The organism is Methylophilus sp. Leaf416, assembly GCF_001424665.1.
Lineage (GTDB): Bacteria > Pseudomonadota > Gammaproteobacteria > Burkholderiales > Methylophilaceae > Methylophilus.
On record NZ_LMQS01000004.1, the window covers coordinates 352,529 to 374,629 of the forward strand.

The window sequence follows — 22,101 nt, forward strand, 5'->3', positions numbered from 1 at the left end:
CATTTGATACAATCCCCCGCTTAGCTCGGAGCGAATAATGACTTCCAAAAAGAATACCAATCATCAACCCATTTTAAGTATGACTGGCTTTGCCAACAGCGAAACCCGCTTTCCGGCAGGCCTGTTACTGATCGAATTGCGCGCAGTGAATCATCGTTACCTGGAGTTGAATGTCAAAATTGAAGACAGCTTGCGCCAGTTTGAACCGTTGGTGCGCGAACAGCTGCAGACCAGGCTTGGCCGTGGCAAAGTGGAATGCCGGTTGAGCCTGAAAAGCGATAGCGCAAGTACCAGTAAACTGGCGCTGAACCCAACCATGGTCGCGCAGATTGCACAGACTTTGAAAGACCTGAACCAGCACTTCCCACAAGCACAGCCGGTAAATCTGGTGGATATTTTCAAGTTACCGGGCGTATTGCAAACTGAGGCGGTAGATACTGAAGCCATGGCAGAAAGTCTGCAACAGGGACTGAGCCAGACGATAGACGAACTGATTGCCGCGCGCCAGCGTGAAGGCGAAAAACTCAAACAGGTATTGCTGGACAGGCTGCAAGGCGTGCGTGAGCAAATCAGCATTGTGAAGCCGTTATTACCGCAAGCGATTCAGCAATATCAGGAAAAACTCACCGCCAAATTGCGCGAAGCGATGCAAGCCGATGATGACCGCGTGCGCCAGGAAATCGTGTTGTATGCGCAGCGCACCGATGTGGATGAGGAGCTGGCGAGACTGAATTCGCACATTACCGAGATGGACCGTATTCTTAGCGTTGGTGGCGCCGTCGGTAAAAAGCTGGATTTCCTGATGCAGGAAATGAACCGTGAAGCGAATACACTGGGCTCAAAATCAGTAGCGATTGAAACCACCCAGGTGTCCATGCAGTTAAAAGTGCTGATCGAGCAAATGCGCGAACAAATCCAGAATATTGAATAAATGCAACAATTTGCATAATAATTAAGCCACTTCGCCTGCAAAGTGGCTTAACCCTACTGGCATGATGGTATAGTCAGATCACTCCAAGAAAACATAGGGTCTAGAACCATGCCTCTTCTCCGCTATGCTTTACCTTTCTGTGTCTATGTCTTGACCAGCGTATTTCCCCAACTTTCCGTTGCTGAAATTACCACCCTGACTATCCCGGACCAGGGCTGGGCGATTAGCTTCGACGCACCTCCGCTCCGGCCGGTCAGGGAAGCGGATTCAAACGATCACTATATGTATTATGGCAACGCCAATTTCTTCTCGGTAGTAATCAATGTGGATACGCCAGCGTGCGATGGCGGTGACTCACATGAAAATGTACTGAACTGCTTTTGGACTAAGGCCAGTAAAGAACCGTTGATCAACCAGGCCAGCGTGCAAAAAAGCTGCAACAGCAATTACTGCAAACTCAGCTATGAGCTGGAAAACAGTTTTCAGGATAAAAATATCAAACAACGGCATGTCTATTTTCTATTTGCCTATCGCAACAAGTGGAACAATGTGCATATTTCTTATGTCAATCCCACCGAAGTGGATTTAAAGGTTCTGGAAAAATTTGAGCAATCGTTCAGCTACAAATAAGCACTTTCAAGACCTTTACGGATCCAACTTCTAAAATATCGCACCAATAACCGCATCCTCACACGCACCTTAATGGTGCATTAAGTATGTTCTCGAAATCATGTTTTTACTTAACTCAATGATTTAAAACTATTTTTCTGGCTGGCACACACCTTGCTGATATCAGATACAAATAATGTAAAGGTCATGGACCATGACGCAAACGGCCAAACAGTTTTTTGATGAAATGCAGGGGTATGGTGGCAATGTACGTGGCATCTACCAGGCTTACGACCGCTGGTTGAGTGCTGTACCTACACAGCAATTGGCGGCTAAACGGGCTGAAGCCGAAGTATTGTTCCGCCGTGTCGGCATTACTTTTAATGTCTACGGTGAAGAAGACGGAGCCGAGCGCCTGATTCCGTTTGACGTGATCCCGCGCATGATTTCTGCCAGTGAATGGGCGCATCTCTCCAAAGGTGCGGTGCAACGTGTCCGCGCCCTGAATATGTTCCTGCATGATATTTACCATGACCAGGAAATTATCAAGGCCGGCATTGTGCCGCACAGCATTTTGACCAACTCGCAATACCGCCCGGAAATGGTCGGTGTGAATGTGCCAAACCAGATTTATGCACATGTAGCCGGGATTGACCTGGTACGCACCAGCGAATCGCAGTTCTATGTACTGGAAGATAACCTGCGTACGCCGTCTGGCGTATCGTACATGCTGGAAGACCGCAAAATGATGATGCGGTTGTTCCCTGATTTATTCAAAAAATACCCGATTGCCCCTGTCGAACACTACCCGCATGTGCTGCTAAACAATTTGCGCTCTGTCGCGCAGACCGGGGTCACTGACCCGACCGTGGTATTACTTTCTCCTGGCGCCTACAACAGCGCCTACTTTGAACATGCCTTCCTCGCCCAGCAAATGGGTATTGAACTGGTGGAAGGCCAGGATTTGTTTGTCCGCAATAACGCCGTCTATATGCGCACCACGCAAGGCCCGCAACGGGTGGACGTGATTTACCGCCGCATCGACGACGACTACCTTGACCCTCTGGTATTCAAGCCCGACTCCATGCTGGGCGTGCCGGGTCTGCTCTCCGTCTACCGCAATGGTGGCGTCACATTGGCTAACGCCGTAGGTACCGGCGTGGCCGATGACAAGGCAACATATATTTATGTGCCGGAGATGATTAAATTTTACCTGGGTGAGTCTCCCATCCTGCAGAACGTACCTACGTATCAACTCAGCAAGGAAGATGATCTGGCCTATGTGCTGGATCATCTGCCCGAGCTGGTCGTCAAGGAAGTGCAAGGCTCAGGCGGCTACGGCATGCTGGTCGGCCCGACTGCCAGTAAAAGCGAAATTGAAGAATTCAGGCTACGCATTGTTTCCAAGCCATCAAACTACATTGCACAACCTACATTAGCTTTATCAACCTGCCCTACACTGGTTGACCAAGGAATTGCGCCACGCCATGTGGATCTGCGCCCATTTGTGCTGTCAGGCAAAACTGTCAGCGTGGTGCCCGGCGGATTGTCGCGCGTGGCCCTCAAGCAAGGCTCGTTAGTGGTCAATTCGTCACAAGGTGGCGGCACCAAGGATACCTGGGTGCTGGAGCGCGATGATGTGTATGCCGACCAAATGCAGTCGCAAATGGCTGCTCAACAGTTATCTCAAGAGGCCGTGATATGTTAAGCCGCACCGCAGATCATTTATATTGGATGGCGCGTTATATCGAGCGGGCCGAAAACGTGGCGCGCGTGCTGGATGTGACTTACGGTATGTCGCTGCTACCTTCCGATGCCAGCAACGATGAAGAATTATGGGACAGCGTGCTGGAAATCGCCGGCGTCAGGGATATTTACGAGGCGAGTTATAAAGATATCAGCGCTGCACAAGTGATTCAACACCTGGTGATGGATAGCCAAAATCCTTCCAGCATTTACAGCTCGTTGCGCAGTGCCCGCGAAAATGCGCGCGCCGTGCGGGTAGCGATGACAGTAGAAACCTGGGAAAACATGAACACGCTGTGGCTGGAGTTTGACCAGTTTATCAAACAGGACCTGACGCAATCCGGGTTGAGCGAGTTTTGCGAATGGGTAAAGAGCCGCTCCCACCTGTTCCGCGGCGTGTGTTTCGGCACCATGTTGCGCGACGAGGCGTTCAGCTTTGTCCGGCTGGGCACTTTTATGGAGCGTGCCGACAACACTGCCCGCCTGCTGGATGTGAAATACGAGTTTTTAATCCCCATGCAGGAAGCCAATGAGGGCGCGGTGGATTATTACGAATGGAGCGCTGTGTTGCGCTCAGTCGCTGCTTTCCAGGCTTACCAGAAGGTTTACCGCGATGCGATTGAGCCAACCAAAGTCTCTGAATTATTAATACTGCGCGAGGATATGCCGCGCTCATTACATGCCTGCTACGCCGAGATTATGCCGATTTTGCGGCAGGTTGCCGGCAGCCGGCAAACCGAGGCTGAGCGCCTGGCCGGGCAAATGCATGCCAAACTGCATTACGGTCGCATGCTGGATATCGTCAAAGATGGTGTACATCACTTTCTGGATGAATTTATCCTGGCTAACCGCAAACTGGGTGAAGAGATTCAGCGCAACTTCTTAAGTGCAACTGCATGATCAACACTATGATGGCTTTAAGCCGGATTGTTCAGCTTGATAGCGAAATAGGTATATCGTTATTGTGCAGACACGATTGCGGCGCTTTTTAAGCCAAGGCTAGTATGCTGCTGAATATTGAGCATCACACCCAGTATATCTATAGCGAAGCGGTGCAATACACCATTCAGCAACTGCGCCTGACGCCACGCGATGGCCTGGGTCAGCACGTCAAACATTGGGACATTAAAGTCAACGGTCAGTGCCACGCGTTTGAAGATACTTATGGCAATCTTACGCATACCCTGGTGATCGACCAGCCGCATACAGAATTAATGATCTCGGTGGCAGGCGAAGTGGAAACCGGCGTTTTAGGTTTGGCCACCCACCAGCCGTTGCCGGTGGAACTGTATCTGCGGGAGTCACCCCTGACCCAGGCAGATGCTGCGATGACGGACTTTGCGAAACAGTATGCACAAGCACCTGTGACTGAGTTGATGTATGCATTGCGTGACAAAATGCATTACATAAAAGGGGTCACCCAGGTAAATACACCAGCAGCCGAAGCTTTCCGGCTGGGTAAAGGCGTCTGCCAGGACCACGCACATGCCTTTCTCGGTTGTTGCCGCAGCCTGGGCATGCCGGCACGCTATGTCAGCGGCTACCTGTTTACCGAAGATGGCAGCCTGATGCAAACTCATGCCTGGGTCGAGGTCTGGCAGAATGAACAATGGCTGGGGCTGGATGTTTCAAATGGCTTATTAACCAATGAAACTCACGTACGGCTGGCTGTCGGCCTGGATTACCGTAGTGCGAGCCCGGTGACTGGTACCCGCATCGGCGGCGGCAAGGAAGGCATGTCGAGCATGGTCAGCGTTAATCAGCTGGCAACGGTCACGCATGAACAGCGTAAACGCCAGACTGACCAGTTGTATCAACAGGCTCTCTCCGCGCAACAATAGACCCCATCCCGCCCATATTGATGGCCAACTCGCAACAGTGGAGTCGTGCAGACCGCCCGTGCTATCATGTCACTTTAGCGACTCCGCTTTTTCTTCCATACCGTTATGACATATTGTGTAGGTATCCTGCTGGAACAAGGGCTGGTGCTCGCGTCTGACACACGCACCAATGCGGGTGTTGACCAGGTAGCCATAGCCCCCAAAACGCATGTTTTCGAGCAAACGGGTGAGCGTGTGATTGTGCTACTCACGGCGGGCAATCTGGCGATTACCCAATCTGTTGTGAATTTATTGCGTGAACAGCTTAAGGAACCCGAGCCGGAAACCGCAAATTTATACAGCGTGCATTCCATGTTTGAAGCCGCCAGTGTGGTGGGCGCAGCCATGCGCAGCATTTATCATCGCGATGGCGAAACGCTGAAGGAACATGGTATCGATTTCACTGCCAGCATTCTGGTGGCCGGGCAAATCAAGGGTGAAAAACCACGCCTGTTCAATGTCTATGCGGCGGGCAATTTTATCGAGGCCACCTCGGATACGCCCTATTTGCAGATTGGCGAAACCAAATATGGCAAGCCGATTATTGACCGCGTCATCAACCACAAAACCGATATGATGGAAGCGGTGAAATGTGTGCTGATTTCATTTGATTCCACTATCCGCAGCAATATCTCTGTTGCCATGCCTATTGATTTGATGATTTACCGTACTGACACGCTGACCGCGGATTGCCGTCAACGCCTGACCGAACGTGACCCGTATTACGCCAGCGTACACAAAGGCTGGGGCGAAGGCTTGAGAGCAGTATTCTCTTCCCTGCCTAATCCAGAATGGGGCTCACAATGAGTCATGGCCATCTATTTGTCATTTCTGCAGCATCAGGTGCCGGTAAAACCAGCCTGGTGCGTGCCATGCTGGCGCAAGATCCCTTACTGAAACTCTCAGTCTCGCACACCACGCGCGAACCGCGTCCGGGGGAAGAAGACGGTATCCACTACCATTTTGTCCCTGAATCGGCATTTATGGAGATTCTGGATAAGGGTGGCTTTCTTGAAAGTGCGCATGTACACAGCGCGCGCTATGGCACTGCGCAAACCGAAGTTGAAAGTGCCTTGGCCGAGGGGCGTGACGTTATTCTGGAAATTGACTGGCAAGGGGCACAACAGATCCGCAACCTGTTTCCGCAAGTGACTTCGATTTTTATCTTGCCACCTTCGATTGAAGCACTGTCACATCGCCTGAATGCACGCGGCCAGGATAGCGAGGCCGTGATTGCCAAGCGTTTGGCGGCTGCGCGTGAGGAGATGCGTCACGTGCATGAGTTTGATTATGTTACAATAAATGACAATTTTGACGTGGCTCTACAGGATTTAATGGCTATCGTGCGTGCCAAGCGCTTGCAGCTTGACCGCCAGGTTGCCTGCCACGCGTCACTGATTCAATTACTCACCTGATACCAGCGCAATCCGCCGCTGATCTGTGATTCAATACAATATAAAGGTTTTATATGGCTCGTATTACCGTCGATGATTGCTTGGACAATATCCCTAATCGTTTTCAATTAACCCTGGTAGCCGCTTACCGCGCCCGACAGATCGCTAACGGTTCCGACCCGCTGGTTGCCGGTTACGCGCAAAAAGACAAGCCAACCGTGATTGCCCTGCGTGAAATTGCCGCAGGCAAAATCGGCGTTGAACTTCTGGAAAAAAAAGGGCAGGCTTAAGCAGTCATGCCGCATACCCAAGGTGAACATTCCTATCGCAAGTCTAAATCACCTTTAGAAGCGGCAGACTTACTCCCGGCTGACCGTGAGGATTCCCCCCTCACGCAGCTGATCCGGAAATACCTTAACGAAGAAGAAGTACAGCTGGTCTGGCAGGCCTATCGCTATGCCGAACAAGCGCATGCCGGTCAAACCCGTAAAACCGGCGAACCTTACATCACCCACCCTATTTCTGTCGCCTGCATCCTGGCGAAGCTGCACCTCGATTTGCCCACCCTGCTGGCTGCTCTTCTGCACGACGTGGTGGAAGATACCGAGGTAAATAGTGCGGAAATCGCAGAAAAATTTGGCAAGCAAGTCGCCGACCTCGTCGATGGCCTGACCAAGCTGGATAAAGTCGAACTGCAAACCGCGACTCAGGCCCAGGCAGAGAATTTCCGCAAAATGTTGCTGGCCATGAGCCAGGATGTGCGCGTCATCCTGGTTAAACTGGCAGACCGCCTGCATAACATGCAAACCATGGACGCCATGCGTCCGGAAAAGCAAAAACGCATTGCGCGCGAGACACTGGATATTTATGCGCCGATTGCCAATCGACTGGGCCTGAACCCCATCTTTCATGAACTGGAAGATCTTAGCCTCAAGTATTTATATCCCAACCGCTACCGCGTGATTGATAAGGCCATCCGCACCGCGCGCGGCAACCGCAAGGAAGTGATTGGCAAGATTCTGGAATCCATTCAGAATCAGCTTAAACAATATCAACTTGAATTTAATGTAGAAGGTCGCGAGAAGCACCTTTACAGCATTTACAAGAAGATGAGTGAAAAATCGATGAAATTGTCGCAAATTGGTGACATTTACGGTTTTCGCGTGGTTGTAAAAGACACTGCCGCCTGCTATCTGGCATTGGGCGCATTACATGCTTTGTACAAGCCCATTCCAGGCCGTTTTAAAGACTATATTGCCATTCCCAAAGCCAATGGCTACCAATCTTTGCATACCACGCTGTTTGGCCCGTTCGGCACGCCGATAGAAGTACAGATCCGCAGCCAGGAAATGCACAATATCGCCGATGCGGGCGTGGCCGCGCACTGGTTGTACAAAACGACCGATGCACACCTGACCAAGCTGCAGCAGCAAACCCACCAGTGGCTGCAACGGCTGGTGGAAATCCAGACCGAAAGTGACGACAGCCATGAGTTCCTGGAGAACTTCAAGGTGGATCTTTTCCCGGATGAAGTGTATATATTCACGCCTAAAGGCAACATTATGGCCTTGCCACGCGGTTCTACCGCGGTGGATTTTGCTTACGCCGTGCACTCTGATGTCGGCAATAGTTGCGTGGCGGTTAAAATCAATAACGAGCTGGCGCCATTACGGACTGAAATGCGCAATGGTGACCATGTGGAAATCATCACCGCGCCACTGGCTAAACCCAACCCGGCCTGGCTGAATTATGTGGTCACCGGCAAAGCACGTTCGCATATCCGCCATTACCTGAAAACGGTGAAAGTCGAAGAATCTGCCCAGCTTGGTGAGCGTATGCTGAATGTCGCTTTGCGCGCCATGCATATCCAGCCGGGTGATATTTCGGACAAGCAATGGCAAAAAGTCATGAATGACTACGGCGCCAAAACCAGGCAAATGATTCTGACCGATATCGGGCTGGGCAAACGTAACAGCCTGATGGTTGCGCACCAGTTGCTGGCGCATCCGGCGGACACTGAAGATAAAACAAGCAAGACGCTGGATACCATTACCATCCGTGGTTCAGAAGGCATGGCAGTGCAATTTGCCCCCTGCTGCCGGCCGATTCCGGGCGACCCTATCCTGGGCTTTATCAATAAAGACAAAGGGCTGGTCATTCATACCCATGATTGCCAGGCAATCCGCAAATTCAAGCTGGATCCGGAAAAATGGCTGGATGTGGAATGGGATGCCGACCCGAAAAAACTGTTCAGCGTCAACCTGCGTATTTCTGTGGTCGACGAACGCGGTATGCTGGCCAAAATTGCAGCCACCATTGCCAATGCCGATGCCAACATTGATAACGTCAGTGTCGAATCCAGCGATGGCAGCCAGTATTCCAATGTGAACTTTACCTTACAGGTGCACAACCGCGTACATCTGGCGACCCTGATCCGCAACCTTCGCAAGATCCAGCAAGTGGTGCGCATTAACCGGGTCAAGGGCAACCAGCTAGAACAACGTATCCAGTAAACGGCGGGTGAATGGCCAGCATGCCTTCCTTGAGCGATATCCGAGGTTTCACCCCTGCCGTACGCAGCCAGCTGGAAAAACTGGCTATACACACGCCGCAGGCCTTGCTGCTGCATTTACCGCTACGCTATCTGGATGAAACCCATGTCACCGCCATCCGCGATTTGCGGCAGGGAGAACAGGCGCAGATTGAAGGCATGGTGGTGCATAACGAAGTCAGTTACAAGCCACGCAAAATGCTCAATGTGCGGGTGCAGGATGATACCGGCATCATCAATTTACGCTTTATCCACTTTTATCCCAGCCAGATTGCCGCTATGCAGACCGGTACCCGCATCCGCGCTTTTGGCGAAGTGCGCCCCGGCTTTTTCGGCTATGAGATGGTGCACCCGCAGCAACGCAAGGTCAAAGAAGATACCCCGGTCAGCACTGCCCTGACACCGGTCTACCCGACCACCGCGGGTCTTAGCCAGAACACCATCCGCAAAGCGGTGAACCTGGTGTTAAAAGCGGAGTATTTGCAGGAAACATTACCTGCCTGGGTATACACACCGTTGCAGTTACCAGACTTTGCCAGCAGCCTGCAACTACTGCACCAGCCCAGCCCGGAAATCGCCTTACCTACCCTGGAAAACCATAGTCATCCCGCCTGGCAACGGCTGGCCTATGACGAGTTACTGGCGCAGCAATTATCCATGCGCCAGCACTATGCCCGCCGTAAACAGGCACTCGCGCCGGCAACGCCGCGCTCCCAAACATTGAATGCACGTTTACTGGCTAGCCTCCCATTTGAACTCACCACGGCACAACAAAAAGTCATCACCGAAATCAGCAATGACCTGAGCCAGCCACACCCTATGCAACGGCTGTTGCTTGGCGATGTCGGCAGCGGGAAAACCATCGTTGCATGCCTGGCAGCATTACAGATGATAGAACATGGCTGGCAGGTAGCCATGATGGCACCGACTGAAATCCTCGCTGAACAGCATTACAAAAAACTGAGTAGCTGGTTAACGCCTTTAGGTATAGAGATTGCCTGGCTGACGGGCAGCCAGAATAAAAAAACGCGTGAGCAATCACTGGCGCGCATTGCCAATGGTGACGCTATTTTAGCGGTAGGCACGCATGCTCTATTTCAGGAAGAAGTGCAGTTTAAACAATTAGGGTTAGCGATTGTAGATGAGCAACATCGCTTCGGCGTGCACCAGCGCTTAGCATTGCGCAAAAAAGGCCAGCGTAGCGATCTGGAACCGCACCAGTTGATGATGTCCGCCACACCTATTCCACGTACGCTTTCCATGAGTTATTACGCCGACCTTGATGTATCGGTGATTGATGAGCTGCCGCCCGGCCGTACCCCCGTGGCAACCAAACTGGTGGCGGATGACCGCCGCGACGAGATATTACAGCGTGTACGCGAGGCTTGCGCCCAGGGCCATCAGGCTTACTGGGTGTGCCCGTTGATTGAAGAGTCGGAAACCCTGCAATTGCAAACCGCCAATGATACCTATGCGTATATGCAGCAGGCATTTCCTGAGCTGCAGGTGGGCTTGGTGCATGGGCGCATGAAGTCAGCCGAAAAGCAGGCAGTGATGCAGGCTTTTTCTGCCAACCAGATCCATCTGCTGGTGGCCACCACGGTGATTGAAGTGGGTGTGGATGTGCCAAACGCCAGCCTGATGGTGATAGAGCATGCCGAGCGCATGGGTTTAAGCCAATTGCACCAGTTACGTGGCCGTGTGGGTCGCGGCGCGGCCAAAAGTACCTGCATTTTGCTATATAACAAACAGCAATGTTCACAGATAGGCCGCGCCAGGCTGAAGGTGATTTACGAAAGCAATGATGGCTTCCATATTGCGCAAGCCGATCTGCATATCCGTGGTCCGGGCGAATTGCTGGGCATCCGTCAAAGCGGTGTGCCCATGCTGAAAATTGCCGACCTGGAACGGGATGTAGAATTACTGCAAGCAGCCAAGCAAATGGCGGATCAGCTGTTACAACGCGAACCGCAGGCGGTGGCAGCACATCTGCAACGCTGGTTGAGTCATGGCGACGAACTGGTAAAAGTGTAAGTCAGTAACCAACGGTTTAGCTACGTGCGGGCTTAGAATTCAGCTGTGGGTGAGGCTTTTTGTCGCTTCTTGGTTTTTGCTTTATCTTCCGGTGCCAGCCGGGATTGCTGGCTGCGGGAATGGACCAGTCCTGTATGCAAGCTTGATTCAAACTCTCCCAGCGGCAATGGCCGGCTATACAAATAGCCCTGGAACAGCCTACAACCCATGGTTTGTAACAAGGCTTGTTGCTGCTGCATTTCAACGCCTTCAGCGATGACAGTCTGACCCAGGTTTTTCGCCATATTGATAATGGTTTCTACAATGAAACTGTCATAAGCATTATGCTGGATATCCTTGATAAAACTCTTATCGATTTTCAGCTCATCCAGTGGCAAACGTTTCAGCACGGATAATGAAGATTGACCGGTGCCAAAATCATCCAGCGAAAATGTCATGCCCAGCGCTTTCAATGCCTGGATTTTAATGATGATTTCTTCCACATTCCTGACCATCAGGCTCTCGGTCAGCTCCAGCTTCAACAAGCGCGGATCACAACCACTGCCTAACACCGTATCACTCACTATTTCCACAAAATCCGGCTGGTTGAATTGCACCGCGCTGACATTGACTGAAAGTGTCAGTGTGCGTGTCAGGGGCGCCTCGGCCCATTGCTTGAGTTGCCGGCATGCCTGCTGGATCACCCAATGCCCTATAGGTACAATCTCGCCGGTTTCTTCCGCAATCGGGATAAACTGATCGGGTGGAATCATACCCAGGGTAGGATGCTGCCAGCGCAATAATACTTCCGCGCCTATAGGTCTATGCGTTTCATCGACCTGTACCTGGAAATAGAGTAATAACTGGTTACCCTGCAGGGCAAACGCCAGGTCATTCTCCAGTGTGGCACGCATTTCAATCGCCGGGTGCAGCAGCTCGTCGTACATCTGGATACTGTTCAGGTTATCGGATTTTTTCGCCTGGTACATGGCTATATCCGCACGCCTCAACACCTCTTCTTCACTGTAATCATCACTGTGAAACAGGCAAATGCCTATGCTAGGCGTTGTACGGTATTTGCTTTGCTGCAACTGGAAAGGCTGAGAAAACACCGCCATCATTTTTTCAGCGGTCACCTGCGCAGCCCTGATCGCTTCAGCCTTGTCGCACCCCAGTTCATCCAGCACGGCGATAAATTCGTCGCCACCCATGCGCGCGATGGTGTCTTTTTTGCGCAAGCACTGCTGCAACCTGGCAGCCACTTGCTGCAACAACTCATCGCCGGCCTGGTGGCCCATGCTGTCATTCAGGCCTTTAAAATTATTCAAATCCAGCGATAACACTGCCCCGTGACATTGCCCGCGTGCGCACCGCACAAAGGCCTGCTGCAAGCGGTCTGACAGCAAGCGCCGGTTTGGTAACTCGGTCAGGAAATCATAATAGGCCAACTGATGCACTTTTTTGTTATCGAGATTGGATGCAATGCGCAACGAGATATTTTCACGCAGGCTTTTGGCCAGCGCATTCCCGGCCACGCTGACATAAATCACATACACAATAAACAGCACTGCCAGCGCAATAGACACAGAAGTGCCATGGGTGAGAAAACGCGGAATCATAAATACCACGATGCCGCCGGTGAACAGGTTGGATGTGAAGCTATCTACCGAATAAATAATGATACCGGCACCAGACACTCCGACCAGTGCAAAAATCAGGAATGCCTGGTTGGCAGGTGCCGCTTCAGGGAACAGTAATATGCCGGCCAGGCCCCAGGCTAACCCGCAAAAGCCGGTATTGAAACGAAACCATTGTAACCAGTGCATGCTATGCAATGTACGCCGCTGATCCTTGTAATACTTGAAGGTAAGGTAACCACGGCTGCCATAGGCACTCAGGAAAATGACAGACCAGATGATGAGAATGCTGGAATTGATCAGGTGAAGTTGCGTGAGTAACAGCGCGGCCATGACCACGATGGCTGCCATCAGTGACCTACGATTATTCGCATACAGCATTTCCACAATTTCTGCGTTTAATGCTGCTGATTCCGCCGCTTTATCCAACTTGCGACCCCCTGAGTGTAGTTATGTTTTATTCAACGGTCATTCGGCTCTACACTTTAATTGATGCAAGGTATTGATTACCTAGCCTTCATGCTGAGATCATGCGCCTAAAGCGATACAAAAACACTATTACAAAGCGAGGTTTTGCGAAAGATTAATTAAAATTGGTTTAAATAAGACACGCTAGGGCCTATTGACGCTATTCAATTGTCGATGTTGGCGTGTGAAGTGCAGTTTGATTATTTCCAACAAGCGCCGAATAACGATGAGTGCTCATGCCAGATGCAACCCTGAGGGCTGGAGTCATTTATTCGTTTCGCCATGTTGTCAATCGCTTGTGTAGCCAGCTATACCTTGTTGCTCTTTCCGCATTGCTCTTTCCGCCTAGCGCAACGAATAAATGCTTTCCAGCAGCGGCAACTGAAAGAGTGTTAACAGGCCCTAGTTAACGATGCAGCCAATTTCTCATTAATTTTGCATAGCGGGGCATGACGACATACACCATCAGCATGACAACGACCCCTGTGATCACCAACGTATGCAACAGGTAAATTTGCGGGAAACCCACTTTATCCATCAGCGGTATCATCCCCAGGGAGACCAAACTTACCAGCGGAAAAATGGCCGACCAGGTCATTAAAAATTGCTTCCAGCGCACTGGCACCGAAGCTTTGGCCGCTTCAGGCACAAACAGGAAATCCAGGCCACTTTTAATCTGGTAGCTATCTTTGGCATTCAGTATGTGTTCAATTTTGGCAATCAGTTGCTGACGGCTGGGTGATGCCATCCATTGTTTAAGATGTTGTTCGCTGTCGTAACGGATAATCACAGAATAAGTATCCGAGTAACCAGCAATCGGACGTATCAGATGCCAGTCCAGCGCACCCTCTGACGCACGGCAGGCAGGGCCGATCTCTTCCAGCCATTGTTCATAAGCTGCCTGCTGCGCTTCACTGACGCGATGGGTAATGATGGCGCTGGCACCATGTTGCATGGTGATTGAATCTTGCTGGCGCATATCTGTGGTCCTTTCTTATTATTTGTCAAAATGCGCTTTGCGCGCAAACATCAGAGTGTCTCTTTAAACTGTGTTTTTAATTCTGCTACCGCCACCTCTATAAAGGCGCGTAGTTTGGGCGGCATAAAACGTTGTTGCGGGTAAACCAGATGCACCGCGTCCGCACGCCCCAACCAGGCAGGTAGTACACGCACCAATTGCTGGCTACGCTGCGCAGGCTGGCAGATGAAGGTAGGCAACAAGGCGACGCCCTGCCCATTTTCGGCCATGGCCTTGATCACGCCAATACTGTTCACCAGCGTGCGCCCGCTCATGGGCACACTTATTTCACTCTGTTCATTGCTGAGCAACCATTGCTCGCGGCCCATCGGTGTAAATTGCAAGCAAGTGTGCGCATGCAAATGGGGCGGCGCTTCCAAGGCCGGTGCCTGCTGTAAATATAGCGGACTGGCAAATAATGCCCACTGGATAGACCCTAATGATTTAGCAATCAGGCTGGAATCACGTAACTCGCCGGTGCGGATCGCAACATCCACGCCTTCTGCAATCAGGTCAACATAACGGTCGGTTAATAACATCTCCAGCACCAGGTCGGGGTACTCAGTTTGCACCCGCTTCACCAGCCCAGCCAGCAAGGCGTCACCCAGATCGGCAGGTGCAGTGACTTTCAACATGCCTTGTGGCTGTAACCGCGCGGCATCCAGTGCCGCTTCGGCTTCCATCAAATATCCCAGCCCTATGGATGCCTGCTCATAATATAGCGTCCCGGCCTCGGTCAGGTGCAATCGCCTGGTAGTGCGTTGCAGCAAGGTCACGCCCAGCCTTTTTTCGAGTCGTGCCACCCGGGTACTGATCGTAGAAGTCGGTAAGCCTAATTGCCGCGCTGCCGCACTAAAACTCCCGGCCTGCACTACTTTCACGAATACCGCTGCTTCGTTAAAGTCCATGATTGTTCAATTAAATGAAAAGTAATTTCACATTTAACCATCTAGTGCCTTAAAAGTCATGTGTTTATAGTGAGAACCATCGCAACACGACATGAATTCACAAGGAGCACATCATGAAAAAACTGGCTTTTATCAAACGTAGTAATGGCAACCACTGGGTAGGCGATGGCTTTCCGGTGCAGAGCATTTTTTCCTACCGTGATATCGCGGAAGAAATGTCTCCATTCCTGCTGATGGATTACGCAGGTCCTGCCCGCTTCGAGCCGACTGAACAACGTCGTGGTGTAGGGCAACACCCGCACCGTGGATTTGAAACAGTAACCATCGTTTACGACGGCCAGGTTTCACACCATGACTCGACCAATGCCGGTGGCACCATCGGTCCTGGTGAAGTGCAATGGATGACGGCTGGTAAAGGCATCATTCACGAGGAATATCACGGCGATGACTACGCGAAAAATGGTGGCCCATTTGAAATGATTCAGTTATAGGTGAATTTGCCTGCCAAAGACAAACTGACGCAGCCAGGCTACCAGGGTATTACCAAAGCGGATATCCCGGAAGTGGCATTACCTGCTGAAGCAGGCAAAGTACGGGTGATTGCCGGTGAATATGCCGGACAAACCGGCCCGGCCAAAACCTTCAGTGCCATGAATGTATGGGATGTACGTTTGAATGCAGGTACCCGCACGGTATTCAATTTGCCGGAAGGGCATACCACTGCCATTTTCGTACTCAAAGGCGCAGTGAAAACCGGCAGTGTGCATACCATCCGCCCTTCTGAACTGGCCGTCATGCAGCGCGAAGGTACCGAGCTGGTATTGCAGGCACAGCAGGACACCGTGTTATTGCTGCTGAATGGCGAACCATTGAACGAGCCGGTGGTAGGTCATGGCCCGTTTGTCATGAACACCTGGGAAGAAATAGACCAGGCCATTAATGATTACAACCTGGGCCGCTTTGCGACTGCTTAAACAAGCTTTTTTAAACCTGAAGTTCACACACTAAAACTATATTTTTGAGAGGATTTATCATGAGCAACAACAAACCTTACGTACGTCTTGACCGTGACAATGCAGTAGTACTGCTGGTTGACCACCAGGCCGGCTTGTTATCGCTGGTACGCGATATTGAGCCGGACCGTTTCAAGAACAATGTGCTGGCGCTGGCGGATGCGGCCAAGTTTTTCAACTTGCCTACCATCCTCACCACCAGCTTTGAAACCGGCCCGAATGGCCCGCTGATGCCGGAATTGAAAGCCTTGTTTCCGGATGCGCCCTACATCGCCCGTCCCGGCCAGATCAATGCCTGGGATAACGAAGACTTTGTCAAAGCCATCAAGGCCACCGGCAAGAAGCAGCTGATTATCGCCGGGGTGGTGACTGAAGTATGCGTGGCTTTCCCGGCACTGTCTGCCATTGAAGAAGGATTCGAAGTATTTGTGGTGGGTGACGCTTCCGGCACCTTTAACGAACTGACTCGCGATGCAGCCTGGCGCCGCATGGAAGCCGCCGGCGCGCAAATGATGACCTGGTTTGGGGTGGCCTGCGAACTGCATCGCGACTGGCGCCGTGATATTGAAGGGCTGGGGACTTTGTGCGCCAACCATATCCCGGATTACCGCAACCTGATGACTGCCTACAATACCTTGCAAGCTAAATAATCTTGCCTGAAAAATCAAAAGACCCTCCACAGGGTCTTTTTGTTTATGCGACATCATTTAACAGCATAGTGATGCGAGCACATCACATAAAGATAATCCTACAAAACAATGAGAAAAACCCTTATTAAAAATTTACATTCTCAAGCGTAAGCTGCAATTGTCGCGTTTGAAATGAATTTCGCATTCATGTTCACAACAAGACAAACACGGCAGCCATAGCGGCTGCCGTTTGCACTCTCCATTAACACTTGGAAGGAGTATTCAAATGCCCAGAGGATCCAGCCAAAAGCGTGAACGCGAATACGACAAACTAAAAACCGAGTTTAAAAAAGAGCATCGCTACCCTGGTCGCGAAGAAGAAGTGGCTGCCAGGATTGTGAACAAGCAAAGAAAACATGCAGGTGAAACTAAATCGTCATAAGCCTTACTAAACAAAATACATTTTAATCAATATAAGGTGGATTATCGCCGGATAAAAGCCTGGGTTTCACAGGTAGCAATCATAAAACGTATCAGTAGCGCAGTTGACCTAAAAGTTTTTGAATAACGTACATAAACAAGTTTGTTTTTACAAACACAAACTTGAGTTTGAGAAGGCGGGGTTTGTATGCAAAAAACTGCGGATATTGGAATATCACCCCTCAACTATCACCCGGCCTATGAAGTGCTGGATGAAAGCGAAACAAAACGAAGAGGGAACCTGCAATATACATTACGGAAAATTTCGGAGACGAATGACCGTCATTCTGTCTATTCCACGCGCAGTGTGCATACCAGTAGCCATGGCCTGATTTATGGCGAAATGGAAATCTACGACAACCTGCCTGAGCAACTGGCACAAGGCATGTTTGCCCAGCCGAAAAAACTGCCATTAGTCATGCGCTTTTCCACGGTACCTGGCGATATACTGAATGACAAACTGTGCACGCCCCGTAGCCTCGCTATCAAGATTCTCGGGGTAGAAGGTGAACGCCTCAGCGGTAGCGAAGACGCCACTACGCAGAATTTCCTGTTTGTGAATGGCTCCAGCTTTTTGTCATCCAGCGTGCAGCATTTTCTATCTAACCTGAAAATATTAGCCACTACGGATAACAGCCCGGAATTTAAGGATTTCCTTGCGCAAATTTTGCAATCCACCTCCAAATTGATTGACTCCTTGAGTGGCGGCCGACAACGTTTGCTGAATTGCGAGGGTCAACCGGAAACCAATATCCTGGGCGAAACCTATTTCAGCCAGGATCCCATCCTGTATGGCAACTATATGGCCAAAGTGGCACTGGTGCCGGTTGCGCCTGCCCTGCTCGCACTTACCAACAAGCCGGTGGATATCAGTTTTGCCTCTGACAGCCTGAAAAAATCGGTCGTCGATTTCTTTATCACCAACACTGCAGTATGGGAGTTGCGGGTGCAGCTTTGCACCGATATCAACAAAATGCCAATTGAAGACGCTACTGTGATCTGGTCAGAAGAGGTCTCTCCTTACCTGCCGATTGCCAGGATTACCGCCAAACCGCAAATAGCCTGGAGCCCTTACCGCTCCAAAGTAGTGGATAGCGGTATGATGTTCTCTCCATGGCATGGCATCAAATCCCACCGGCCACTGGGTTCGGTGACGCGTTTAAGGAAAATGACTTACGAAATGTCCAAAAGCGCCAGCAGTATCCCGGGCGCGAAAACGATATCCGAACCTACGAATCTTGATGATTTGTGCTGATACTGAATAAAAACTTCGGCATTAAAAACGGCGACCAATGGGTCGCCGTTTTATTTAGCTGTTGTTACACCGCAGGCTGTCCACGCAAGCGATATGCCAGTAAATCGGGCAAATAGGTCGCGATGACCATCAGCGCTGCCAAGATCAGGAACAACCATTTCACGGAATAGCTGGTCACGAACTTGGCTGCCGGTGTTTGCGATTGCACAAACTCATAAAACGCCGGTTGGTCTACACCTGCCACATACTGGCCTTTGATATCAGTCGCCAGTTCTTTCAAATGCTCCACATCCTGGCTGGATAAATAGCGGTCAAACTCGGCATAGGCCACCGGTGGGTCGGGGTCATCTTTACTGGCGTCATTGTAATTGACACCACCACCCGCGCTTTCAGCAGCGGCATCTGTCCCCCAGTAACCGATAAACTTGTTATTGGCATTAAAGCGCTTGATCGGTGAAGGCTCGGTGCTGCCGACGCCGACAAAAATCACATTCTTGCCTATGCGAACATCACTGATATCCAGCTTGTTGATGCCATTGGCTTTCGGTGCTTCATCACCATCGGTAAAAAACAGCATCTGCGCCGGAATATTCAGGTAATCGAACGTCGCCTCCGCCGCTTTCACGCCAAACGTCATACGGCTGTTGCCGCTCCACGCCATGCGCCATTCCAGGTGATTAATGCTATCGGTAATGATATCGAAGTTAGCGCATACTTCCAGTGGCATAAATAACAGGGCTACATTTTCGGCAGCAAATACACCGACGCTGACATAGGTGCCGCAAGGTGAGGTTTTCACCACCTGCTTCATCAGATGCTGGGTATAGGCTAAGCGTGTCGCCGGCTTATCGCCGATCTTCATATCCTCCGCATTCATACTCTGCGAGATATCGGCCAGCAGCAGATAGTTATGCACTTCCTGCTTGAGCTGGATTTCCGGCTTCACCAACGCTAATACCAGGAAAGCCGCTGCAGCCAGCAAAAAGACCGTTTCGTAGTTTTGTTTCAGGCGGTTATACAGTCGCTTCATGGCAAACCCTGTGGCAAGTTGCTGATTTCCAGGCCGGAAGGATCCTGCGGCACGGTTTTAATATGCCTGGGAATCACGCCGTGCAATAAGCTCAGATTGAATTTGGCTGCCTGGTTGGCCGGATTTAACCTGAGCGCCTGCTCGTAAGAAGCGCGCGCCTGCAGGTAATCAAACTTTGCCTGTTCCTGGATAGATCCATCGGCTTCTACCAGACGTTGCAAGCCTGAGCGGAACAGGTGGTTAGCGATATTGAATTGAATCTGCGATTTCAGGTTCTGGTCAGGTTCAAAGCCATGCTCATCCTGTTTTTTTGGCGCTTCCAGCAATTGGCCAAAATTCTGGCTGGCATGCTTGAAGTTGCCGGTTTTCCCTTGCTGGTAAGCATCGGCAAATTTCCGGTGAAATGCAAACTGGTCACCATCCAGCACCTCGCCGCTTTGCAAAGTGCTATTGGCCCTGGCAATCTGACTGACCTTGAAGCCTTCGTACACACTGCCGACCAGACCAACGAAAAAGAGCAATCCCAGCACCTGGTTTTTACGCGTTAAACGTGTGTGCGTTATATGGTTTTTCATTCATATACCCTCAAATTTTTAATGCCCAGGATCAACAACACCAGCACCAGTGCACTGATCACAAATATGTTCGAATAATCAAATCCGGCGATGGTTTCGGTATATTTAATGACTTTTTTCTCACGTGTATCAATGTCATTAATCGCCGACTGCAAGGTTTCCGGATTGTCCGCTTCGTAGGCTTTGTATTTCAGCCCCAGTGACTGGAAGTACTTATGCAGAACAATAGAGTTAGGCGTGCGCCCTTCGTCATATTGCTCTTTGGAGAAAATACTCGCCTCGCCCGGCTCGCGTAACATGATCCAGTAGATACTCAGCTTGCGGCTCTTCAGGCGCTCGCTGAGCAGAAATTTCACGCGTGGACTGAGCTTACCGGCACCATCTGACAGCAAAATCACGGCACGGGAACCTGAGTTCTGGATGTTATCGAACAGGCCCACCGCTTCGGTCAACCCGGCGCCGATATTGGTCTGGTTTAACGACGGGCTGGTTGCCGCCACAATCGCGGCATGGATCGCATCGCGGTTGGTGGTGATTTTGATGCCGTATAACGCCGAGTTAGTGAAGCCGACCACACCCATCATGTCGTTTGGCCGCGAATCAATAAATTGCGTGATGATGCGGCGCGCGGTGGCGGATTTGATCTCCGCCACATGGCCGGACGAATCACCGGCAAACGGGTGATCCATACTGACGCTACGATCTATCACCATCACCGTTTGCGCACCCTTGCCTACCCGCTGCACCTGTTCATCAGAACCTCTGGGCGCAGCCAGTGCAATCACAATACACAGCAACAGCAAAGACATCACCACCTTGACCGCCAGATTCAGCCGGTCAGAAAACAGGTCTTCAGGCATAAGATCCAGCCAGCTGTAATGCTGGCCTTGGTGGCCTTTTAGCCAGAACGGCAGCAGCGCAATTGGCAGCAGCGCAAATGCCCACGGATGCAAAATAATCATGCTACGCCCCGCTCGCAATCACGCAGCTGCTTGCTGAGCTGCACCAGCTGCGCAATCACCTGGCGGCTGTCACGCGGTTTGACGTCATACAAGGATTGATTAGACGCTTCAAAAAATTGTGTGATTTCGCTTCGCAAGCCTTTAAAGCCCGGGCGTAAATTCACGAATTCTTCGATATCCCGCGCAAAGATATTGGCACCATAATGCTGGTTAAATGCCTGGTGCAAATACACCAACGCTTTTTTCTCTTCCACCGCCGTTTTTGGTCTGGAAGATTTCGCCAGGCGTTTGAGTTGGCGATGTGCGCGGGCAAACGCGCCGCCCATAAACGGTAACCAGTGACCATCGGCATTGATATAAAGCAGCGCTGCCAAACTGGCAACCAGCAAGGTTAAGAACAGGCCCAACCGTTGCTGATCTGCACGGCTATCAATCAACGGTGTTTTAAATTCAGGCAGGAGATTTTTCCTGGCCGTGGCGGTGCCGCCAGTCACCAATGGTGAGAACCAGAATCCCCAGGCAGGTACTTCTACTGTGCTGGCCGCCGCGCCGGTGAATGTGAGTTTCTGCGCAGGCAAGTGCATTACGCTGGGGTATGCACTGACAGCAAATACCTGGTAGCTGAGTTGCAAGGTGTATTGAGTGTGGCCGGATTGAGGCTGGCTTTGTAACGCCACCCCGACCAACTCAATGCCGTCATGCTTGCTGCCCTTTTTGGGCAAGGCATTTTCGGCCAGTGTCATCGCTGTTGGCGCCTCCACTACCACCGTCCTGCGCAGTACATCACCAATATGCACACCATTGGTCGATGGCGGATTTTTGACTGTTACCGTCAGTTGCGATACCGGCTTTTCTGCCTTCACCGTCTCTTCAGCCAGCACGATATGGGCTGTGAATAACAGGCTGGCAACTAGCAACAGACATTGCAGCGGCTTGTGCTTAAGCTTAGTCGTGACCTTGGTTATGTTTGAAATCTGATTTAGCATCATTGTCTAATTCGCT

Annotated in this window: 20 protein-coding genes and 1 pseudogene; 14 read left to right on the forward strand and 7 right to left on the reverse strand. The window is 51.0% G+C overall.

The genetic code is table 11. The features are described from left to right. Positions 1–37: 37 nt before the first annotated feature. The 10 genes from ASG34_RS11375 (at position 38) to recG (ending at position 11,145) form a co-directional block, all read left to right on the forward strand. A complete protein-coding gene (locus ASG34_RS11375) occupies positions 38–931 on the forward strand; it encodes a YicC/YloC family endoribonuclease (protein WP_055830588.1) in 894 nt (297 codons plus the stop codon). A gap of 108 nt (positions 932–1,039) precedes the next feature. Continuing rightward, a complete protein-coding gene (locus ASG34_RS11380; protein WP_055830590.1) occupies positions 1,040–1,561 on the forward strand; it encodes a hypothetical protein in 522 nt (173 codons plus the stop codon). A gap of 193 nt (positions 1,562–1,754) precedes the next feature. Continuing rightward, positions 1,755–3,248 carry a circularly permuted type 2 ATP-grasp protein gene (locus ASG34_RS11385; RefSeq protein WP_055830591.1) on the forward strand — a complete coding sequence of 498 codons (1,494 nt, stop codon included), beginning with the start codon at positions 1,755–1,757 and terminating at the stop codon, positions 3,246–3,248. Further along, positions 3,242–4,186: an alpha-E domain-containing protein gene (locus ASG34_RS11390; RefSeq protein WP_055830594.1), complete on the forward strand. Its 945-nt coding sequence runs from the start codon at positions 3,242–3,244 to the stop codon at positions 4,184–4,186. Before ASG34_RS11385 ends, ASG34_RS11390 begins: the two co-directional genes overlap by 7 nt. 104 nt (positions 4,187–4,290) lie before the next feature. Next, the gene (locus ASG34_RS11395) at positions 4,291–5,127 is read left to right on the forward strand and encodes a transglutaminase family protein (RefSeq protein ID WP_055830596.1); all 837 of its coding nucleotides are present in this window, start codon (positions 4,291–4,293) and stop codon (positions 5,125–5,127) included. Positions 5,128–5,232: 105 nt separating this feature from the next. Next, complete coding sequence (locus ASG34_RS11400; RefSeq protein ID WP_055830598.1) at positions 5,233–5,973, forward strand: proteasome-type protease; 741 nt, start codon at positions 5,233–5,235, stop codon at positions 5,971–5,973. Continuing rightward, entirely contained in the window at positions 5,970–6,581 is a 612-nt protein-coding gene (gene gmk / locus ASG34_RS11405) for a guanylate kinase (RefSeq protein WP_055830600.1), read from the forward strand. The genes ASG34_RS11400 and gmk overlap by 4 nt, the downstream gene beginning before the upstream one ends. A gap of 53 nt (positions 6,582–6,634) precedes the next feature. Continuing rightward, positions 6,635–6,850, forward strand: coding sequence for a DNA-directed RNA polymerase subunit omega (gene rpoZ, locus ASG34_RS11410; RefSeq protein ID WP_055830603.1), 216 nt, complete (start codon positions 6,635–6,637; stop codon positions 6,848–6,850). Positions 6,851–6,856: 6 nt separating this feature from the next. Further along, entirely contained in the window at positions 6,857–9,073 is a 2,217-nt protein-coding gene (locus ASG34_RS11415; protein ID WP_055830605.1) for a RelA/SpoT family protein, read from the forward strand. Between the two features lie 20 nt (positions 9,074–9,093). Beyond that, on the forward strand, positions 9,094–11,145 hold the full coding sequence (gene recG / locus ASG34_RS11420) for an ATP-dependent DNA helicase RecG (RefSeq protein ID WP_055830918.1): 2,052 nt from the start codon (positions 9,094–9,096) through the stop codon (positions 11,143–11,145). A 32-nt stretch (positions 11,146–11,177) separates the two neighbouring features. Here recG and ASG34_RS11425 read toward each other — a convergent pair whose 3' ends face one another. From ASG34_RS11425 to ASG34_RS11435, 3 genes are all read right to left on the reverse strand, one after another. Continuing rightward, on the reverse strand, positions 11,178–13,190 hold the full coding sequence (locus ASG34_RS11425) for a putative bifunctional diguanylate cyclase/phosphodiesterase (protein ID WP_235559788.1): 2,013 nt from the start codon (positions 13,188–13,190) through the stop codon (positions 11,178–11,180). A 445-nt stretch (positions 13,191–13,635) separates the two neighbouring features. Further along, positions 13,636–14,208 (reverse strand): antibiotic biosynthesis monooxygenase, encoded by a 573-nt coding sequence (locus ASG34_RS11430; RefSeq protein WP_055830607.1) that lies wholly within the window; start codon positions 14,206–14,208, stop codon positions 13,636–13,638. Positions 14,209–14,258: 50 nt separating this feature from the next. Next, entirely contained in the window at positions 14,259–15,155 is an 897-nt protein-coding gene (locus ASG34_RS11435; RefSeq protein ID WP_055830609.1) for a LysR family transcriptional regulator, read from the reverse strand. A gap of 113 nt (positions 15,156–15,268) precedes the next feature. Between ASG34_RS11435 and ASG34_RS11440 the strand changes: the two are divergent. The 4 genes and pseudogenes from ASG34_RS11440 (at position 15,269) to ASG34_RS11450 (ending at position 18,532) form a co-directional block, all read left to right on the forward strand. Continuing rightward, positions 15,269–16,129, forward strand: a pseudogene (locus tag ASG34_RS11440) (pirin family protein). A gap of 59 nt (positions 16,130–16,188) precedes the next feature. Next, positions 16,189–16,818: an isochorismate family cysteine hydrolase YcaC gene (gene ycaC, locus ASG34_RS11445; protein ID WP_055830611.1), complete on the forward strand. Its 630-nt coding sequence runs from the start codon at positions 16,189–16,191 to the stop codon at positions 16,816–16,818. A gap of 265 nt (positions 16,819–17,083) precedes the next feature. Beyond that, a complete protein-coding gene (locus ASG34_RS14075) occupies positions 17,084–17,239 on the forward strand; it encodes a hypothetical protein (protein ID WP_200934448.1) in 156 nt (51 codons plus the stop codon). Between the two features lie 186 nt (positions 17,240–17,425). Beyond that, positions 17,426–18,532, forward strand: coding sequence for a catalase family protein (locus ASG34_RS11450; RefSeq protein ID WP_055830613.1), 1,107 nt, complete (start codon positions 17,426–17,428; stop codon positions 18,530–18,532). A 64-nt stretch (positions 18,533–18,596) separates the two neighbouring features. On the opposite strand, the gene ASG34_RS11455 is transcribed toward ASG34_RS11450, so the two are convergent. From ASG34_RS11455 to ASG34_RS11470, 4 genes are read right to left on the reverse strand one after another with little or no spacing between them, the layout of a single operon-like run. Beyond that, entirely contained in the window at positions 18,597–19,562 is a 966-nt protein-coding gene (locus ASG34_RS11455; protein ID WP_055830615.1) for a vWA domain-containing protein, read from the reverse strand. Then, positions 19,559–20,137: a hypothetical protein gene (locus ASG34_RS11460; RefSeq protein WP_055830616.1), complete on the reverse strand. Its 579-nt coding sequence runs from the start codon at positions 20,135–20,137 to the stop codon at positions 19,559–19,561. Before ASG34_RS11460 ends, ASG34_RS11455 begins: the two co-directional genes overlap by 4 nt. Further along, positions 20,134–21,099 carry a vWA domain-containing protein gene (locus ASG34_RS11465; protein WP_055830618.1) on the reverse strand — a complete coding sequence of 322 codons (966 nt, stop codon included), beginning with the start codon at positions 21,097–21,099 and terminating at the stop codon, positions 20,134–20,136. The genes ASG34_RS11460 and ASG34_RS11465 overlap by 4 nt, the downstream gene beginning before the upstream one ends. Further along, a complete protein-coding gene (locus tag ASG34_RS11470) occupies positions 21,096–22,088 on the reverse strand; it encodes a hypothetical protein (protein ID WP_235559789.1) in 993 nt (330 codons plus the stop codon). The genes ASG34_RS11465 and ASG34_RS11470 overlap by 4 nt, the downstream gene beginning before the upstream one ends. Positions 22,089–22,101 lie beyond the last annotated feature (13 nt).

What these genes read in the sequence shown, in the direction of transcription:
- ASG34_RS11415 (WP_055830605.1), top strand. Translation starts at nt 6,857, where the DNA reads ATGCCGCATACCCAAGGTGAACATTCCTATCGCAAGTCTAAATCACCT.
- gmk (WP_055830600.1), top strand. Translation starts at nt 5,970, where the DNA reads ATGAGTCATGGCCATCTATTTGTCATTTCTGCAGCATCAGGTGCCGGT.
- ASG34_RS11435 (WP_055830609.1), bottom strand. Translation starts at nt 15,155, where the DNA reads ATGGACTTTAACGAAGCAGCGGTATTCGTGAAAGTAGTGCAGGCCGGG.
- ASG34_RS11430 (WP_055830607.1), bottom strand. Translation starts at nt 14,208, where the DNA reads ATGCGCCAGCAAGATTCAATCACCATGCAACATGGTGCCAGCGCCATC.
- ycaC (WP_055830611.1), top strand. Translation starts at nt 16,189, where the DNA reads ATGAGCAACAACAAACCTTACGTACGTCTTGACCGTGACAATGCAGTA.
- ASG34_RS11450 (WP_055830613.1), top strand. Translation starts at nt 17,426, where the DNA reads ATGCAAAAAACTGCGGATATTGGAATATCACCCCTCAACTATCACCCG.
- ASG34_RS11400 (WP_055830598.1), top strand. Translation starts at nt 5,233, where the DNA reads ATGACATATTGTGTAGGTATCCTGCTGGAACAAGGGCTGGTGCTCGCG.
- ASG34_RS11380 (WP_055830590.1), top strand. Translation starts at nt 1,040, where the DNA reads ATGCCTCTTCTCCGCTATGCTTTACCTTTCTGTGTCTATGTCTTGACC.
- ASG34_RS11460 (WP_055830616.1), bottom strand. Translation starts at nt 20,137, where the DNA reads ATGAAAAACCATATAACGCACACACGTTTAACGCGTAAAAACCAGGTG.
- recG (WP_055830918.1), top strand. Translation starts at nt 9,094, where the DNA reads ATGCCTTCCTTGAGCGATATCCGAGGTTTCACCCCTGCCGTACGCAGC.
- ASG34_RS11395 (WP_055830596.1), top strand. Translation starts at nt 4,291, where the DNA reads ATGCTGCTGAATATTGAGCATCACACCCAGTATATCTATAGCGAAGCG.
- ASG34_RS11375 (WP_055830588.1), top strand. Translation starts at nt 38, where the DNA reads ATGACTTCCAAAAAGAATACCAATCATCAACCCATTTTAAGTATGACT.
- ASG34_RS11465 (WP_055830618.1), bottom strand. Translation starts at nt 21,099, where the DNA reads ATGATTATTTTGCATCCGTGGGCATTTGCGCTGCTGCCAATTGCGCTG.
- ASG34_RS11390 (WP_055830594.1), top strand. Translation starts at nt 3,242, where the DNA reads ATGTTAAGCCGCACCGCAGATCATTTATATTGGATGGCGCGTTATATC.
- ASG34_RS11470 (WP_235559789.1), bottom strand. Translation starts at nt 22,088, where the DNA reads ATGATGCTAAATCAGATTTCAAACATAACCAAGGTCACGACTAAGCTT.
- ASG34_RS11455 (WP_055830615.1), bottom strand. Translation starts at nt 19,562, where the DNA reads ATGAAGCGACTGTATAACCGCCTGAAACAAAACTACGAAACGGTCTTT.
- ASG34_RS14075 (WP_200934448.1), top strand. Translation starts at nt 17,084, where the DNA reads ATGCCCAGAGGATCCAGCCAAAAGCGTGAACGCGAATACGACAAACTA.
- ASG34_RS11385 (WP_055830591.1), top strand. Translation starts at nt 1,755, where the DNA reads ATGACGCAAACGGCCAAACAGTTTTTTGATGAAATGCAGGGGTATGGT.
- rpoZ (WP_055830603.1), top strand. Translation starts at nt 6,635, where the DNA reads ATGGCTCGTATTACCGTCGATGATTGCTTGGACAATATCCCTAATCGT.